The sequence below is a fragment of the Nostoc sp. genome (assembly GCF_036918015.1).
Taxonomy (GTDB): Bacteria; Cyanobacteriota; Cyanobacteriia; order Cyanobacteriales; family Nostocaceae; genus Nostoc.
Window position 1 is genome coordinate 51,021 of record NZ_JBALEO010000097.1, and the last position, 15,942, is coordinate 66,962.

General features: G+C 41.5%; 15 protein-coding genes and 1 pseudogene. 6 read left to right on the forward strand and 10 right to left on the reverse strand.

All coding sequences use genetic code 11. The features are described from left to right. Positions 1-17: 17 nt before the first annotated feature. The 6 genes from V7K61_RS30665 to V7K61_RS30690 form a co-directional block, all read right to left on the reverse strand. Entirely contained in the window at positions 18-545 is a 528-nt protein-coding gene (locus V7K61_RS30665; RefSeq protein WP_335059472.1) for a Jag family protein, read from the reverse strand. Continuing rightward, a complete protein-coding gene (gene yidC, locus V7K61_RS30670; RefSeq protein WP_335059474.1) occupies positions 542-1,693 on the reverse strand; it encodes a membrane protein insertase YidC in 1,152 nt (383 codons plus the stop codon). The genes V7K61_RS30665 and yidC overlap by 4 nt, the downstream gene beginning before the upstream one ends. Positions 1,694-1,895: 202 nt before the next feature. Continuing rightward, a complete protein-coding gene (locus tag V7K61_RS30675) occupies positions 1,896-2,288 on the reverse strand; it encodes a PH domain-containing protein (protein WP_335059476.1) in 393 nt (130 codons plus the stop codon). Beyond that, positions 2,275-2,697 carry a ribonuclease P protein component gene (gene rnpA, locus V7K61_RS30680; RefSeq protein WP_099102485.1) on the reverse strand — a complete coding sequence of 141 codons (423 nt, stop codon included), beginning with the start codon at positions 2,695-2,697 and terminating at the stop codon, positions 2,275-2,277. The genes V7K61_RS30675 and rnpA overlap by 14 nt, the downstream gene beginning before the upstream one ends. A 25-nt stretch (positions 2,698-2,722) precedes the next feature. Then, positions 2,723-2,857 carry a 50S ribosomal protein L34 gene (gene rpmH, locus V7K61_RS30685; RefSeq protein WP_094350876.1) on the reverse strand — a complete coding sequence of 45 codons (135 nt, stop codon included), beginning with the start codon at positions 2,855-2,857 and terminating at the stop codon, positions 2,723-2,725. A gap of 106 nt (positions 2,858-2,963) precedes the next feature. Next, positions 2,964-3,476 (reverse strand): DUF2808 domain-containing protein, encoded by a 513-nt coding sequence (locus V7K61_RS30690; RefSeq protein ID WP_292777794.1) that lies wholly within the window; start codon positions 3,474-3,476, stop codon positions 2,964-2,966. Between the two features lie 768 nt (positions 3,477-4,244). On the opposite strand from V7K61_RS30690, the gene V7K61_RS30695 reads away from it, so the two are divergent. The 5 genes and pseudogenes from V7K61_RS30695 (at position 4,245) to V7K61_RS30715 (ending at position 9,296) form a co-directional block, all read left to right on the forward strand. Then, positions 4,245-5,417 (forward strand): Re/Si-specific NAD(P)(+) transhydrogenase subunit alpha, encoded by a 1,173-nt coding sequence (locus V7K61_RS30695; RefSeq protein WP_334839176.1) that lies wholly within the window; start codon positions 4,245-4,247, stop codon positions 5,415-5,417. 119 nt (positions 5,418-5,536) lie between these two features. Beyond that, a complete protein-coding gene (locus V7K61_RS30700; protein WP_109009004.1) occupies positions 5,537-5,830 on the forward strand; it encodes an NAD(P) transhydrogenase subunit alpha in 294 nt (97 codons plus the stop codon). Further along, positions 5,827-7,233, forward strand: coding sequence for an NAD(P)(+) transhydrogenase (Re/Si-specific) subunit beta (locus tag V7K61_RS30705; protein ID WP_335059478.1), 1,407 nt, complete (start codon positions 5,827-5,829; stop codon positions 7,231-7,233). Before V7K61_RS30700 ends, V7K61_RS30705 begins: the two co-directional genes overlap by 4 nt. 261 nt (positions 7,234-7,494) lie before the next feature. Continuing rightward, positions 7,495-8,226, forward strand: coding sequence for a hypothetical protein (locus tag V7K61_RS30710; protein WP_335059480.1), 732 nt, complete (start codon positions 7,495-7,497; stop codon positions 8,224-8,226). Positions 8,227-8,396: 170 nt separating this feature from the next. After that, positions 8,397-9,296, forward strand: a pseudogene (locus V7K61_RS30715) (Rpn family recombination-promoting nuclease/putative transposase). A gap of 223 nt (positions 9,297-9,519) precedes the next feature. Here V7K61_RS30715 and V7K61_RS30720 read toward each other — a convergent pair. From V7K61_RS30720 to petN, 4 genes are all read right to left on the reverse strand, one after another. Next, the gene (locus V7K61_RS30720; RefSeq protein WP_335059482.1) at positions 9,520-9,975 is read right to left on the reverse strand and encodes a DUF29 domain-containing protein; all 456 of its coding nucleotides are present in this window, start codon (positions 9,973-9,975) and stop codon (positions 9,520-9,522) included. A gap of 150 nt (positions 9,976-10,125) precedes the next feature. Then, positions 10,126-13,275, reverse strand: a complete 3,150-nt coding sequence (locus V7K61_RS30725) for a GAF domain-containing protein (RefSeq protein WP_335059485.1) — start codon at positions 13,273-13,275, stop codon at positions 10,126-10,128. 152 nt (positions 13,276-13,427) lie between these two features. Then, positions 13,428-13,589 carry a hypothetical protein gene (locus V7K61_RS30730; RefSeq protein WP_094350864.1) on the reverse strand — a complete coding sequence of 54 codons (162 nt, stop codon included), beginning with the start codon at positions 13,587-13,589 and terminating at the stop codon, positions 13,428-13,430. 7 nt (positions 13,590-13,596) lie between these two features. Continuing rightward, a complete protein-coding gene (petN, locus tag V7K61_RS30735; protein WP_012408302.1) occupies positions 13,597-13,686 on the reverse strand; it encodes a cytochrome b6-f complex subunit PetN in 90 nt (29 codons plus the stop codon). A gap of 258 nt (positions 13,687-13,944) precedes the next feature. On the opposite strand from petN, the gene V7K61_RS30740 reads away from it, so the two are divergent. Continuing rightward, positions 13,945-15,855, forward strand: coding sequence for an ATP-binding protein (locus V7K61_RS30740; protein WP_335059487.1), 1,911 nt, complete (start codon positions 13,945-13,947; stop codon positions 15,853-15,855). Positions 15,856-15,942: the final 87 nt, after the last annotated feature.

Here is a 15,942-nt window from a genome sequence, read left to right on the forward strand (position 1 = left end):
CTCATAACTCCTAACTCCTAACTCCCAACTCCTTCCAACGAAGCTGGACAGACAACCAGATGACGATGTGGCTCTTTACCGCGACTGAAGGTTTCTAAATCTCCAAATTCCTTCAAGAAGGTATGAACTTGACGCCGTTCGGCAGAACTAAGAGATTTGATTTCCACTTCTCTACCAGAAAAGCGCACTTCATCGGCTGCTGCTTCTGCTAATGCGCGAATTTCGGCTTCTCTTTTGACCCGGTAGCCATTTAACTCAATGGTGTAAGAGGCTTGTTCTTCCGGGGGTTGGCTAAGGTTTAGAACCGAATTTGCTAGATACTGAATCGCATCTAACACAGAACCATCAGCACCAATTAACACCTGGATTTGTTCTGATGTCAAATTAGTTTGGTCAATAGTCAACCAGTAGTTATCTGGTTCTGGAGAATCGCCGTCTTGAGATTGGGTAGTTTCTAAATGACCCTGAATCTCAGCAGGTATTCCAGTGAGTTCCAGCAGGCTTTTTAACCACTGCTGACCTCGCTGCATCGGAATGTCGCTCATGATCCCCCTGTTGCCTTTTTCTTAGGACTTTTTGGTTCAAATGGTAATGCTTTTTGTTCGGTGACTGCTGCTTCTTTCTCCTGGGTTTCTACGATTTTTTGCAGTTCTTCTGGTAGAGGTTCGCGGGAGAGAAGATAAGTTTGGGCGGTTTGGAAAATATTACCAATCACCATATACATCAGCACTCCAGCTGGTAGGGGGAAAAACAAGAACATCCCAGAAAAGATGACGGGGGTGATTTTGTTAACCGTATCCTGCTGCGGATTGCCACCGCTGGAATTTTGCCCAGAAAGCATTTGGCTAACATAAAGGCTGATCCCAAAGAAGACGATCATGGCGACGATATCCCAGTGGATTGTGCCATCTGGATCTTGTGCGCCAACCCTGCCTAAAGCATCAATAAATAGAAAGCCTTTTTCTGCTGCTAATCCAGGAATTGTTCCTTGAATGGTGACATCTCCCGGTTGCAAGGCTTCTACATTGCCCTCGGCATCAATTTTTATCCTATCTTCACCCTTGGTAATTTTCCAATCAGGAATCAGCTTATTTTCTGGGTGTTCTGCTAAGAGTAGCTGAAATGGCTTACCTTCAACAGTCTGATACTGTATCTTGGTTTGTTCTCCCACCGCTAATTTACTTCCGCTAGGAAGAATGGCAGCTACTTTAACGTGTTCTCCATCTGCAACGTAAATATTTTGAGGAGCAGTGGCAAAGGCTTGTGGTTGAATTTGTTCGATTTGTTCTGCGGGAAGAATTTGCAGGTTAACGCTGTAGTTAGCACTTGCAAAAGGTGAACCCCGCAAAGTAGCAAACAGTGCTAACAAAACTGGCATTTGTACTAGTAATGGAAAACAGCCTGCCAAGGGGTTGCCAAATTCTTTTTGGACATTGACCATTTCCTCCTGCTGTTTTTGCGGTTCATCCTTATAGCGCTCTTTGATTTCTGCCATCCGCTTCTGCATCAGAGGTTGTACAATTCGCATTTTCCGCATATTGCGAATTGAGCCAGCACTCAGGGGATAGAGCGCGAAGCGGACTATCAAGGTCAAAGCAACGATCGCTAATCCGTAGCTAGGCACTATACCATAGAAAAAATCTATGATTGGCAGCATCACGTTGTTCGAGAGAAAGCCGATACCAAAATCCATTATTCTGAATTCAACCTGAGGTACTGTAAACTGAATCTAATTTATCTAAATCATGATTTGTCGGCGACTATCTTTCGCTACGGATAGCCGCACATTTTGAGTGCTGAGTGGTGTTAGCGGTAGCGGGGCGTTCAGCCCGTGCTGAGTTAGGAGTTTTGTTTATCTCCCTCATCTCCCTGCTCCCCGCTCCTCTGCTCCCTCATCACTTGTTGGCAGCGGCGATATATTCGGGGTTTTTCGCAGCAATTCTTTCGTTGATGTAGTCATAGACTTCGCGAAAGTTGGGAATTGCACGCAATTCGAGACGACTGCCGTTTTTTAGGGTGATCGCCATATCTCCCCAAAAGCCAATGCCACGGGGAACTTTGACGATTTTGACAATTTCTGAGTAAATTACGTCAGTGCGATCGCGTCCCTGCCAACCTCCAATCACAGTAATTCGGCGATCGGTGATGCGGAAACGCAGCCACAATGCCCTGACAATTGCCCCGACTGCTAATGGTAGCCCGACAATGGTTAGCCCAATCAGCAGGTTGACAATTAAATCCCCAATATGGGGGCCACCTTCATAATAAACATCTTCACGAATTCCCATCGAACACCTCAGCTTGTGCCAACAACTGCTCTAATTCTTGCAGAAATTGTGGGCTTACGCACTTAGATTCTGCTGCTGTAGGTTTGACAATGAAGACTAGCCGCCATCCTGGTGATAATTTTGGCAGCAGGTTATATAAAGCAGCAGTAATTTGCCGTTTAATTCGGTTGCGAACCACTGCCCTTTTGCTGACTTTTGTGCTAATCGAAATGCCAATCCGCGTGCTGGCAAGGAGCTTTGAGTCAGTTGCTTGTGTAGTTTGAGTGGCAGTGTCCAAAGAAGGTTTGGTTGAACATAAGGGCTTTAAGGCTCTCAATGTTAAATAAGAGCCATGACGCCGAATTCCTTCTCGGAAAACTGCCTGGAAATCCTTTCGGGATTTTAGCCGATTTGTTTTGGGCAAAGCCACAGATGCTCTTTTAGCTTGATATGCCCTAAACAGCCAGACGGTGACGGCCCTTTCTTCTTCTGGCGCTAATTACGTTTCTGCCGTCTGGTGTCCGCATCCTGGCGCGAAAACCAGAGGTTCTTTTTCTCTTACGGCTAGTACCGCCCAGTGTTCTTTTCATACTCTTCTCCTCTTAGGTGATTTTTATAAAAACTCACAATCTCTAATTTTATCACTTTTTTAGGGAATTGGGAATCGCCGATTGGTTATATCCCTACTCCCTATTCTTAATTAATGCTCAAAATCCATGTTCCCATGTAGCGCAGTAGTGGCACATCGCCAGGGGAGAGCACTTGACAGTTAAAATAGTAAACTCCGCCGAAGGATGGGTTTTTCACGTTAGATAACACTACCTCGACTGCACTACCTGCTGGTACTGGCTCTTGAGGAAAAATATTAATCAGTTTACCTTCTTTGTCCCATTTCACCTCAGACAGCGGAACTGCTTTCCCTTTAACTCGGACTTCAATTTTTTTCTGGTCAAAAGTTCCTTTGTAATAATCAGGGTAGGTAATGGCAAATTGACCAACTGCCAATTTCATTCTTTTGGCTGGAATCCTTAATATGTATCGATCCCAACCGTTAGCTTGTCCACCAAAATCTAACCTAAAGGGCAGCTGGTTTTCGGATTTGACGCCGCTAAACAGCGTAAATCCAGGTAAGCTTTGCGCCAAAGTCAAGGCTGGTAATCCAGTAACCAAAAAGCTAGTCACGGCTAAAGCAGAAAGTAAACGTCGCATAATCGGGCTTCCTCTACCAAAATATAAATCTGTTATCTAAAAAATGACTGTGTGTTAGTATTCTTTACTAAACTTTACTACTGGCTTCCTGACAATGGACGTTTAATTTCCAAAAAAAGTGTCATTCTATCTGAATTTTAGGCAACAGTAAAATTACTTAGTGTTAAAAATAACTGATATTGAATTGACTTCATTACCCTTATATAGCCCTGATTTGATTACTAAGTTAGTCAAATTTGAACTAGATATAAACACAGTTGGGGGTTGGATTGTGTTTCCAAATATGTATAAGTGTATCTAAATTTGAGAATTTTGTTATAAAAATTGATCCATGTCATCAGCGATCGCCAGTTAAGTTGGGCTAAATTGATTAAAATAAGTTGGATTGGAATCGAAGTCGTAATCATTAAAATTTGATTGGGAAATTATCAAGCTTTCAAAATTCGGTCAATATTACTCTATAAGAAAGGAATACCAAAATTTTTCAATCCCGAAAACAAGCTAAAGATAAAGATGCAAAATTTGGGAATCAATTTAGGATGTGCAATACGTAACCCTGTTTGCAACTATCTGAAAATATGACATCTGCGAACGGCAAAGTAACGCTTTGCCTGGAGAGCTAAGAGTGGGAGAGGAAAGATTCAAGGTTCAATCTACAAGTAAAATTCATGACTGATGTTCCTGCCTAAGTACTATGAGTGCGGGACACGCATCATCTGGACAATCACTTACTTGGCAGAGATTAAGTATTTATCTTCAGGAGATTTCATGAGAATAGCAGTTGCTAAAGAAATTGAAGTTTGTGAACGTCGTGTGGCATTAATTCCTGACATCGTTGCCCGATTGGTAAAACAAGGTTTGGAAGTTTGGGTAGAAGCAGGTGCAGGAGAGCGATCTTTTTTCAGCGATCCTGACTATGAAGCCGCAGGAGCCACAATCATCAGCGATACTGCCAAATTATGGGGCGAAACAGATATTCTGTTGAAAGTCAGTCCACCGCAAGAACGAGAAGATGGACGCTCAGAAATTGACTTGTTAAAGGAAGGGGCTGTTTTAGTCAGCTTCCTCAATCCTTTAGGGAATCCTGTTGTAGCGCAGCAATTGGCAAATCGGAAAGTCACCGCTTTGAGTATGGAGATGATCCCCCGTACCACCAGAGCGCAAAGTATGGATGCTTTGTCCTCGCAAGCTTCATTAGCAGGTTACAAAGCAGTATTAATTGCCGCAGCTGCATTACCGAAATACTTCCCAATGTTAACCACAGCCGCAGGTACGATCGCTCCAGCGAAAGTATTTATTATGGGTGCTGGTGTCGCTGGATTGCAAGCGATCGCTACCGCCAGACGTTTGGGAGCAGTGGTAGAAGCCTTTGATATCCGTCCCGCCGTCAAAGAAGAAGTGCAAAGCTTAGGGGCAAAATTCGTTGAAGTCAAATTAGACGAAGAAACCGTTGCTGCTGGCGGTTACGCCAAGGAAATTTCTGAGGCTAGCAAACAACGTACCCAAGAAGTTGTCGCCGAACACGTTAAGAATTCTGATGTAGTGATTACTACTGCTCAAGTGCCTGGGAGACAAGCACCACGGCTAGTTACAGAAGAAATGGTGGCACAAATGAAACCAGGTTCAGTAATTGTGGATTTGGCTGCCGATCAGGGTGGTAACTGCGCCTGCACCGAACCCGGCAAAGATATTGTGTGGAACGGTGTAACAATTATCGGCCCGATCAATCTCCCATCATCAATGCCAATTCACGCCAGCCAATTGTATGCCAAGAACGTAACATCGTTGATGCAACTGCTAATTAAAGACAAAGCTTTGCAGGTGGACTTTAGCGACGACATCGTTGATGCAGCTTGCGTTACCCATGCAGGTGAAATTCGCAATCAACGAGTGCGGGATGCACTACAAGCATCGAATACTCAACAACCGGCGGTTAATTAGGGAATGGGAAGTAAGAATTTTAGATTTTAGATTTTAGATTGAAATTTAATCCAAAATTTAAAATTCAAAATCCAAAATTGAATCGTCCCATACCCATTTACACAAGGAGTTTTGATTTCATGACAGAGGCATTACTTGCTGCTTTGTTTGTATTTGTATTGGCATCTTTTATCGGCTTTGAAGTCATCAATAAAATCCCACCGACTTTACACACGCCCTTAATGTCAGGCTCAAACGCGATTTCTGGCATTTCGGTACTTGGGGCAATAGTGGCCTCAGGTGCTAGAGAAACAAGTGTGTCAGTAATTCTTGGTTTAATTGCTGTAGTACTAGCTACAGTCAACGTTGTAGGTGGCTTTCTAGTCACAGATAGAATGCTGCAAATGTTCAAGAAGAAGGAGATTAAGGCGTGAGCGACTTTTTACCAACTGGCATTCAGCTGACATATTTAGTCGCTGCATCCTTATTCATTTTTGGTTTGAAAAAGCTGGGTTCACCAGCTACAGCGCGAAACGGTAATGTGATTGCATCTGTGGGGATGCTGCTGGCAATTGTGGCGACAATGCTGGATCGGCATGTGTTGAACTACGAAATGATATTGTTGGGCTTGGCGATTGGATCGGGAATTGGTGCGATCGTTGCCTACAAAGTCCAAATGACCGAAATGCCTCAAATGGTGGGTTTACTCAACGGTTTGGGCGGTGCGGCTTCTGCACTAGTAGCTGTTGCCGAATTCTGGCGATTATTGGATTCTGGCGCACCCATACCCATAGATGTGAACATTTCCATGCTGTTGGACGTGTTAATCGGTGGCGTTACCTTCACAGGTAGTTTTCTAGCCTTTGCCAAATTGCAAGGTTTAATTAGCGGTTCCCCGATTACATTTCCTTTCCAGCAACCATTTAACTTGTTGCTTCTGGGTGCTTATTTGGTAGGCAGTGTCTATTTAATCATTACACCAGATAGCTTACCCATATTCTTGGGAGTGGTAGCTGTTTCCTTAGTGCTGGGTGTGATGTTCGTCATCCCCATTGGTGGCGGCGATATGCCGGTGGTAATTTCGCTGTTGAACTCCTTGTCAGGTGTGGCAGCGGCGGCTGCTGGATTCGTGGTGATGAACAATATGTTAATCATCGCTGGTGCTTTGGTAGGAGCATCTGGCTTAATCCTCACCGAAATTATGTGTAAGGCAATGAACCGCTCTCTCTTCAGTGTGCTGTTCAGCGCTTTTGGTACAGGTTCTAGTTCTGGTGGTGCTGCTGCTAGTGGTGGTGCGATCGATCAAACTGTTCGCAGCATTGATCCTGAAGAAGGGGCGATGATGTTGGGTTATGCCCGTTCTGTAGTAATTGTGCCCGGTTATGGTATGGCAGTTGCCCAAGCGCAACATAGCGTCCGGGAATTGTCAGATCAGTTAGAAAAAATGGGTGTTGATGTCAAGTATGCCATTCACCCCGTTGCAGGGAGAATGCCGGGGCACATGAATGTGTTGCTGGCGGAGGCAAATGTGCCTTATACGCAGTTGTATGACATGGATGATATTAATCCCCAGTTTGATCAAGCGGATGTGGCTTTAGTAATTGGGGCAAATGATGTGGTAAATCCGGCGGCGCGGAGTGATGTTAATAGCCCGATTTATGGTATGCCGATTTTGGAAGTAGATCGGGCGAAGCAGACGATTGTAATTAAGCGCGGGATGAGTACGGGTTTTGCCGGTGTAGAGAATGAGTTGTTCTACAAGGATAAAACTACGATGCTTTTTGGTAGTGCGAAGGATATGGTGGCGAAGTTGGTTTCGGAAGTGAAGCAACTTTAAGAGAAACGAACCGCAAAGGGCGCGAAGGGCGCGAAGTAAAGAAAGAATTAGAGAGTTTGTTTGCCTTGGGGGTGTGATATTCCCAGGGCAAGTTTTTTTGTTGGGGAATTAACTTATGCAAAGAATAGAAAGGTTATTTATTATAGAATAGATTTGATAATTTAGGAAAATTTTCAGTTTTGTTATTTTCCTTGACATTCTATGTATACTCCATTACTTTTGACTAACAAATTTTAATTTTAGAAGTAAAATTACAGAGTTATGTTAGGTCAAGATTGTTTTAATGATGAGCTTCTTAAAAAAAGAGTCGATGTATTTTATGGATATGGTAATTATAAAGGAAATTATTGGTTTATTGGTATGGAAGAAAGAGGAGAAGACTTTCAAGATATTAATAAAAGAATAAATATATGGTCAAACAGGGGCAAATATGAAATAGATGATATTGCAGAATATCATATAGATATGGGAACATGGGACGAAAGAATACAACCAACATGGAATAAATTGATTCGCATTGTATTGAGTGCTAAAGAAAAAGAGAATATTGATTTAGAAAATGTTCGTAAATATCAAATAAACGAATTAGGTAGAAAAGATAAAGAAACTTGCTTATTAGAATTATTCCCTCTCCCGTCACGATCTCTTAATGATTGGATCTTTAATCCTCCACATACTCAACTGTCTTTTTTATCTAATAGAGGTACTTATGAAAAGTATTGTCTTGAGAAGCGAATAAATTATATTAGTCAGAGAATAAAAGAACATCAACCTAAAGCGGTTGTTTTCTACGGTGTGGGATATGAGCCTTATTGGAGAAAAATAACTGAAAAAATAACGGATGTTGAGTTTTCACGAATTTCAGAAGGTTTCTTAATTTGTAGAAGTATTAAAACTGTATTTGTTATGGCTAAACATCCTGTAAGTAGAGGTTTAACAAATGAATATTTCCATAATATTGGTAGATCAATTTCTGCTAAAATAACGGAATAATAATTATTTGTGTAGTTTGTGTTATTTAAAAAATACTCGCCAAATCTCCACAGTGCAATCGCTCTCTTCATCTTCTGTGTTCTCTGCGCCTCTGTGGTTATTTAAAAAGAGCGATCGCCTGCAAAATCTTCAGCGTGCGATCGCTCATCAAAACATGATATAAATTTGACATGATAGACGACGATCGCCTATTCAAAGAACTATTAACAACCTTATTCTGGGAATTCATTGAGTTATTTTTTCCAGAGATAACAGCTTATCTGGAACGGGATACGATCTCTTTCATTGATAAAGAGATATTTACAGATGTTACTGCTGGAGAAAAATATGAAACTGACTTAGTAGTAAAAGCGAGATTTAGAGGACAAGAATCGTTTTTCCTAGTACATCTAGAACATCCAGCTTATTATCAAGAAGCTTTTGATTTGCGGATGTATCGCTACTTCGCTAGATTGTATGAGAAATACGCCTTGCCAGTGTATCCTATCGTTTTGTTTTCTTACGATAGCCCCAAAAAAGCTGAAACAAATTTTCATCAGGTAGCATTTCCCAATAAAGTTGTTTTGCAGTTCAACTATGATGTCATCCAGTTAAATCGCCTGAATTGGCGAGAATATCTGCAACAGCAAAATCCCGTAGCTAGTGCGCTCATGGCTAAAATGAACATAGCACCAAAAGACAGGCCCAGAGTAAAATCTGAGTGTCTGCGCCTATTAGCTACCTTACAGCTAGATCCAGCACGGACACAATTGATTTCTGGGTTTATTGACACCTACCTACGGCTAAATGCTCAAGAAGAAGAAATTTTCCAGACTGAAATTGCTCAATTTGAACCAACTTAACAGCAGGTAGTTATGCAAATCGTCACCAGTTGGATGGAAGAAGGGATACAACAAGGAGAGTTGAAAATAATCCAGCGTCTATTAACAAAGCGAATTGGTGTAATTACTGCTGAATTACAAGAGCGGCTGCGCGGGTTATCGTTAACTCAGTTAGAGGATTTAGCGGAAGCCTTACTAGATTTTTCCACTGAAGCTGATTTAGTGGCTTGGTTGCAACAGCAGCAATAAGATATGTATTCTACAATGTGTGCGATCGCCTGTAAAATCTTCACCATGCGTAGGTGAAACCCGCCAAAGGCATCGCTCTCTCTTTCCTCTGTGTTCTCTGCGCCTCTGTGGTTAGTTAAAAAAGCTTAGGCGTTGGCGTTAGCCTTTCGTAGAGAAGCCCGCCGTTCGCGTAGAGTCTCGTAGAGAAGGGATCACCTGCAAAATCTCTACTCTGCGATTATGATTAATTTGGGAAAAAGTCAGAATCTAAGGTTTCATCAATAGAAAAAGGATAGTCTTTAGGAAAAATAGACAGAGGAAGCCCTGTTTCAATAGATGCTTCTTTTCTAGCGTGTTGGTAACAACTGTCAAAAACTTCCGTGTAATAATATTTTAAGCTAGGGCTATCGACAAATGCTTCTTGTAATCTTTGACGATGTTCATAAATTGTATATAACCAGCTATTGGATCGGTTCTGGGGTTGAAATTTGTATTTGAGAAGGTGCATTAAAAGCACTCTAAGATTACTCCTTAAAGCATTTTTATCACTTCTACCCATACTTTCAATTTCTTCAATTAAATTTTCTAACTCTAGTTCTAAAAACTTTTTGTTTTTTAATAAATAAACAGTGTGTTCTAACCATAAATGATAATCTTGTGCATAGAGACTATTAGTTTTAGGAACAGATTTATTGCTCATAATCTTCTCCTTTATGGATATATAATTTTAACATTATTTCTGTTATTTCAGAGTGTGCATTAGCGTAGTGTCTCCAAGAGTTGCCCGCCTTAGCCCTATGGAAATCTTGCTATGCGTAGCGTCTCCAAAAGTTGGCATAGCCTGATTTTTTTAACTAATTGTCCTTTTCATCGGGATTTCTATCCAGAATTCACAGCCATTACCAGCTTCAGAAACACATTTGATAGTACCGCTGTGTTTTTCGACAATAATTTGGTAACTAATAGATAACCCCAAACCAGTGCCTTGTCCAGGTTGTTTGGTGGTAAAGAAAGGTTCAAAAATGCGCGATCGCACATTTTCTGGAATCCCAGAACCATTGTCAGCAATCCAAATCAGAACAATATTCTCTTCTATAACTTCTGTACGTATCCAAATTTTAGGATTGTCAATTTTTTTCCCATTAATTGCTGAGTTTTCCAGTGCATCAATCGCATTATTGAGAATATTCATAAACACCTGATTCATCTGGGCTGCATAGCAAACTACTGGGGGCAATTCACCATATTGCTTAACTACCTCAATAGCAAAAGAATTAGTTTGTGGTTGCAGTCGATGTTGTAAAATTAGCAAAGCACTGTCGATACCTTCATGAAGGTCAACGGGCTTCATTCCTGATTCGTCAAGCCGAGAAAAACTTCGTAACGACAAGACTAATTGAGAGATCCGCTCTGCCCCCATCTTCATTGAAGCAAGAATTTTGGGCAAGTCATCATTAATGAAATCTAAATCTAATGCTGCTACTTGCTTTTTAATTTCCTCTGTTGTCTTAGGATATTGTTTCTGATAAAGGCGCAGTAATTTAAATAAATTTTCGGTATGTTCAGTCACATAAGTGATATTCCCATAAATGAAACTAATCGGGTTATTAATTTCATGTGCTACACCAGCAACTAACTGCCCTAAGCCTGCCATTTTTTCACTTTGAATTAACTGGCTCTGAGTGTCCTGCAATTCTTTAAGAGTCTGGGTGATTTCTTCTTTTTGACGTTGAGTCTGTTCGAGTAATTCCGCTTGCTGAAGTCCTACGCCTAACTGAGTACCAATCTGCATCAGCAAATCTACCTCATCTTCTTGCCAATCACGGGGTTTGGTATTTTGATAAGCTGCTAGTAATCCCCAAAGTTTCTCACCCTGAAAAATCGGCACAATCATATATGCCCTAGCCTCCATGAGTTCAATCAGGGTAATATAAGGAATAGAATCATCAGTGCTAGAAATATCCTTAATCACAAGAGTTTTACCATTAGCAAAATCCCCACCTTGGGTTTCTTGCAAGTAATTACTTGCGTAGGCGTAGCCGGTCGTAGACATCGCAGGTACAATTCCCTTTACTGGTGTCCAACCTTTGGCTAAAGACTCAGCAACAAATTCGCCACTCCAATCAGTCCCGAATCGATAGATTGTCACTCGGTCAACTTCCAACAGCCGTCGGACTTCTTCTGTACTGGTCGCAAAAATGGTGTCAATATCAAGAGAGTGGCGAATTTTCTCCACCGTTGCGGCTAAAGCTTTCTGCCTTTCGGCTGCTTTCCGTTCTCGTTCGGCGGCTTTAGCCAGTTTTTGGGCTTGCACCTGCATCTGTTTCAAGGACTCAGCTTGCTGTAATGCTACCCCCAATTGAACGCCAACTTGTGCTAGCAAGTTGATTTCTTCGTCTTGCCAATAACGGGGCTGGGAGTTTTGATAGGCTACTAGCAATCCCCACAGCTTTTCGCCCTGAGAAATCGGTACAAAAACTTCATTACGTGCATACTTACCCGCTTGTTTTCCTTGCACAAGAACGCGTTCCGTCACTGGCTGCGGCTTAACCATTGGTGTCCAGCCATCAACAATGGAATCAGCTACAAATTCCCCACTCCAATCAGGATAGAAGCGATAAATTGCGACTCGTTCCACTTCTAATAACCGACGAACTTCTTGAGTAGTGGTTTTAAATATGGCTTCAATTTCAAGTGACTGACGAATTTTTTCTACAGTGTTCGCCAACGCCCTTTGCCTTTCAGCAGCTTTGCTGATGTCTGCTGCTTGGATTTGCATTTGTTGGATAAATTCCGCTTGCTGCAAAGCCACACCTAGTTGAGTGCCCACTTGGGTAAGCAAGTAAACCTCATCTTTTTGCCAATCACGGGTTCCAGCATTTTGGTACGCTGCTAGCAAGCCCCAAAGCTTCTGACCGTGGTAAATGGCAATGATTGCATAAGCTCTTGCTTGATATATCTCTAAAATTTTAATGTAGCAATCGCTAAAGCCTGAATTGTAAATATCATTACAAATCCGGTAGACTTCACACCGACTGAAGCTACCACCTTCTGTATCTTGTAAATAGGTATCAGCGACTGGGGGTTTAGCTAAATCTTTGGCGCTACATTCGCTGACGTTCTCTTTCAATTCCGGCCGTTGCGACTGTTGTTCTATGAGGGAAACCCAACCCTCTGCCACTGATTCAAACACGAATTCACCACTCCAATCGAGATTGAAGCGATAAATAGCCACGCGATCGGCATTTAGCAACTGCCTAAGTTCTGCGGTGGTTGTGTGGAAAATGCTTTCTAAATCTAGGGACTGGCGAATTTTCTCAATGGTGATAGCTATAGTTTTCTGCCATTGGGCCGCTTTTTCTCTGGCTTTTGCTTGTGCTAGTTCTGCAGATTGTAGTTTGACTTGTTCCAGGAAATCTGCTTGCTGTAAAGCAACACCTAGATGTTCGGCAATTAATTGCACAAACTCAATTTCTGATGCTTCCCATTGTCGAGGATTACCACACTGATGAATACACAACAATCCCCATAAATCTTTACCTTTGATCAAGGGGGCAGTTATATTGGCACGTACTTGGAATTTTTCCAGAATTTGGATGTAGCAATCACTAGCATTAACTTCATAAATATCAGTTATTGCTTTAATTCGACCTTGCTGATATAGTCCTGCGAACTCCTCACTAAAGCAGTGATCGCGGAGTTTGGCTGCTAACGCCGAATCCCATTCGGTTGCCACATCTTCATAGATAAATTCTCCTTCCCATGCCAATTCAGGATAAAAACGAAACACGCCAACCCGATCGCTTTTTAAAAGTTGGCGGACTTCAGTGACTGTAATTTTGAAGATAGTTTCTATGTCTAGAGACTCCCGAATACGGGCAATAACTCCAGATAAGGCTTTTTGTTGCTCATTCTGACGCAAGGAGAATGTCACATCTGAATGAGATTCTTGGTGTTCTGAATTTGGTTGTATGGGTTGAGTAGTAGAGGAGTTTTCCATTCCCAGTGGGACTTTAAATATTGAAAGTCTTCTATCTCATGATTCCCGTTGCGATCGCAAAGGTAACAATTATTTTCTGGGAATGTCATAAAAACAATGTAGGGACACGATTGTATCGCGTCCCTACAAAAAGATTTTCAATCACGAGAAAATTATCGCCGCTTGGGAGTGGCGCTGCGGGTGGTGCGTTTCTCTTCATCTCGACGACGGCGATCGCGCCAATCTGCCAGGGTCAAATAACCAATACCACCAGTGACTACTACGAGCAGCACCACAGCAAATAAAGCCAAAATACTCAAGAATGGACTTTCCACAATGCCTCTACAGTCCGTTACGTCCCCACACTACCATTGCAATTGACCAAGTGAACACAACTAACAACGATACCCAACCTAGTGTCAAAATCTCCATAGTCCCATTTTTCAAATAATTACAAAAGGTTTCTAATATTTATCATACAGGGATTGGGCAGGCTGAGATTTTTTTATCAATGACATTGTAAGTTTTGCGTGCGTCCGTAAACCAGATACTATCTTTTTTTGATACTTTAGTGCTGTACGTAATAATGAAAACTAATATAAATAAAGTAGCGATCGCGCTTTCTGATTTAATGCTTTGGGAATACTAGGGCTATGGGTATATATTTCCAATCCAGCAACCCCTAATATCATGCCGACATTTTTCAACTATCCTTTCGACTCCAACGGTTTTATTCCCCACGGACATTGTTATCTCTGGCAAACTGGATTAGTTTGGCTGCACATCATTTCTGATGCCACGATCGCTGTAGCCTATTATTCTATTCCCTTCCTGCTGATTTACTTTATTTCTAAGCGTAAAGACGTTCCTTTCAATGGAGTCTTTTTGTTATTTGGTGCTTTTATCATTGCCTGCGGGACTGGACACTTGATGGATATTTGGACGCTTTGGCATCCAGACTATTGGGTTGCAGGTAGTTTAAAAGCTCTAACTGCCATTATTTCGATATATACGGCATTTGCTTTATTTTATCTCATGCCTCAAGCTCTAACACTACCTAGTCCAACCCAGTTAGAAGTTATCAATCGAGCGCTTTCAACTGAAATTATCGAGCGCAAGCGCATCGAAAAAGAATTACGCCTTGCAGAAGAAGTTGCTCAAAACTCCAGCCAAGCCAAGAGTGAATTTCTTGCCAATATGAGTCATGAACTACGCACACCTCTTAACGGTATTCTAGGCTATACACAAATTCTCCAACGCACAGAATCTTTGAGCGAGAAAGGACGCAAAGGAGTCAGCATCATTTATCAATGTGGTTCTCATCTTTTAACCCTAATTAATGATGTTCTGGATCTCTCCAAAATAGAAGCCCGGAAACTAGAATTGTATCCTGTTGATTTCTATTTACCTGCCTTTATAGATAGCGTGACTGAAATTTCCCGCATCCGAGCAGAACAAAAGGTCATTGCATTTCACGTCCAACTCGATCCTGATTTACCAATCGGCATTCATACTGATGAAAAACGCTTGCGGCAAGTACTGATTAACTTGCTTAGTAATGCGATTAAATTTACTAATGAAGGTACTGTAACCTTCAAAGTTAAGGTCATTAATCAACAATTAAATACTAATGGACAAACTAACTACAAAATTCGTTTTGAGGTAATAGATACTGGTGCGGGGATAATTCCTGAACAAGCGCAGAAAATTTTCCAACCCTTTGAACAAGTAGGAAATCAAAAACGACAATCTGAAGGTACAGGCTTGGGATTAGCAATCAGCCAAAACATTGTTTTGTTGATGGGTGGTCAAATTCAAGTACAAAGTGAATTTGGCAAAGGAAGTACTTTCTGGTTTGAGGTAGAATTCCCAGAATCTAAAGACTGGGCAAAGGTTTCTAGAGTAGTTGAGCAAGGAACTATTATTGGTTATCAAGGACAAAGCCGCACCATTTTGATTGCGGATGACAAATGGGAAAATCGATCGGTAATTGTAAATTTACTAGAGCCAGTTGGGTTTACTGTTGTAGAAGCTAGTCAGGGTCAAGAAGGATGGGAAAAGACTCTAGCCCACAAACCAGACTTGATTATCACTGACTTAGTGATGCCTATATTGAATGGATTTGAGTTGATCGATCGTTTACGTAAATCTGAGCAATTTAAAGAGATTGCTGTTATCGCTTCCTCAGCCAGTGTGTTTGCAGCCGACCAGTACAAGAGTATTGATGTAGGTGCAAATGCATTTCTACCAAAGCCTGTAGAAGCTGAAATGCTGCTGGAAATGCTACGACAGTTTTTGCAACTGGAATGGGTTTTTGACGTGAAGGTAGATGAAATAAAAACAACCAATACGGATGCTTTGGAACGACAAAATGAAACGATTTATCCTAGCAAAGAGGTTTTACAAGATTTACTCGAACTAACGCAAGACGGTGATATTCAAAAAGTTTTAGAACTGGCTGAAAAACTTTCTAAATCTGATGAGCATTTAAGCATTTTTGTCCAGCAAATTGTCCAGCTAGCTAGTAATTTCCAACTCAAACGTTTGGAAACTTTTATTGTAAGTATTCAGGAGTCAGAACTCAGGAGTCAGAATAAATGAGACGACCTGTAAAAGCATTTCAATACTAGTTACTAACTAGCTATGCTAATTCCATTCTGTTAGCGCAGCGGGGCGTAGCCCATTCTG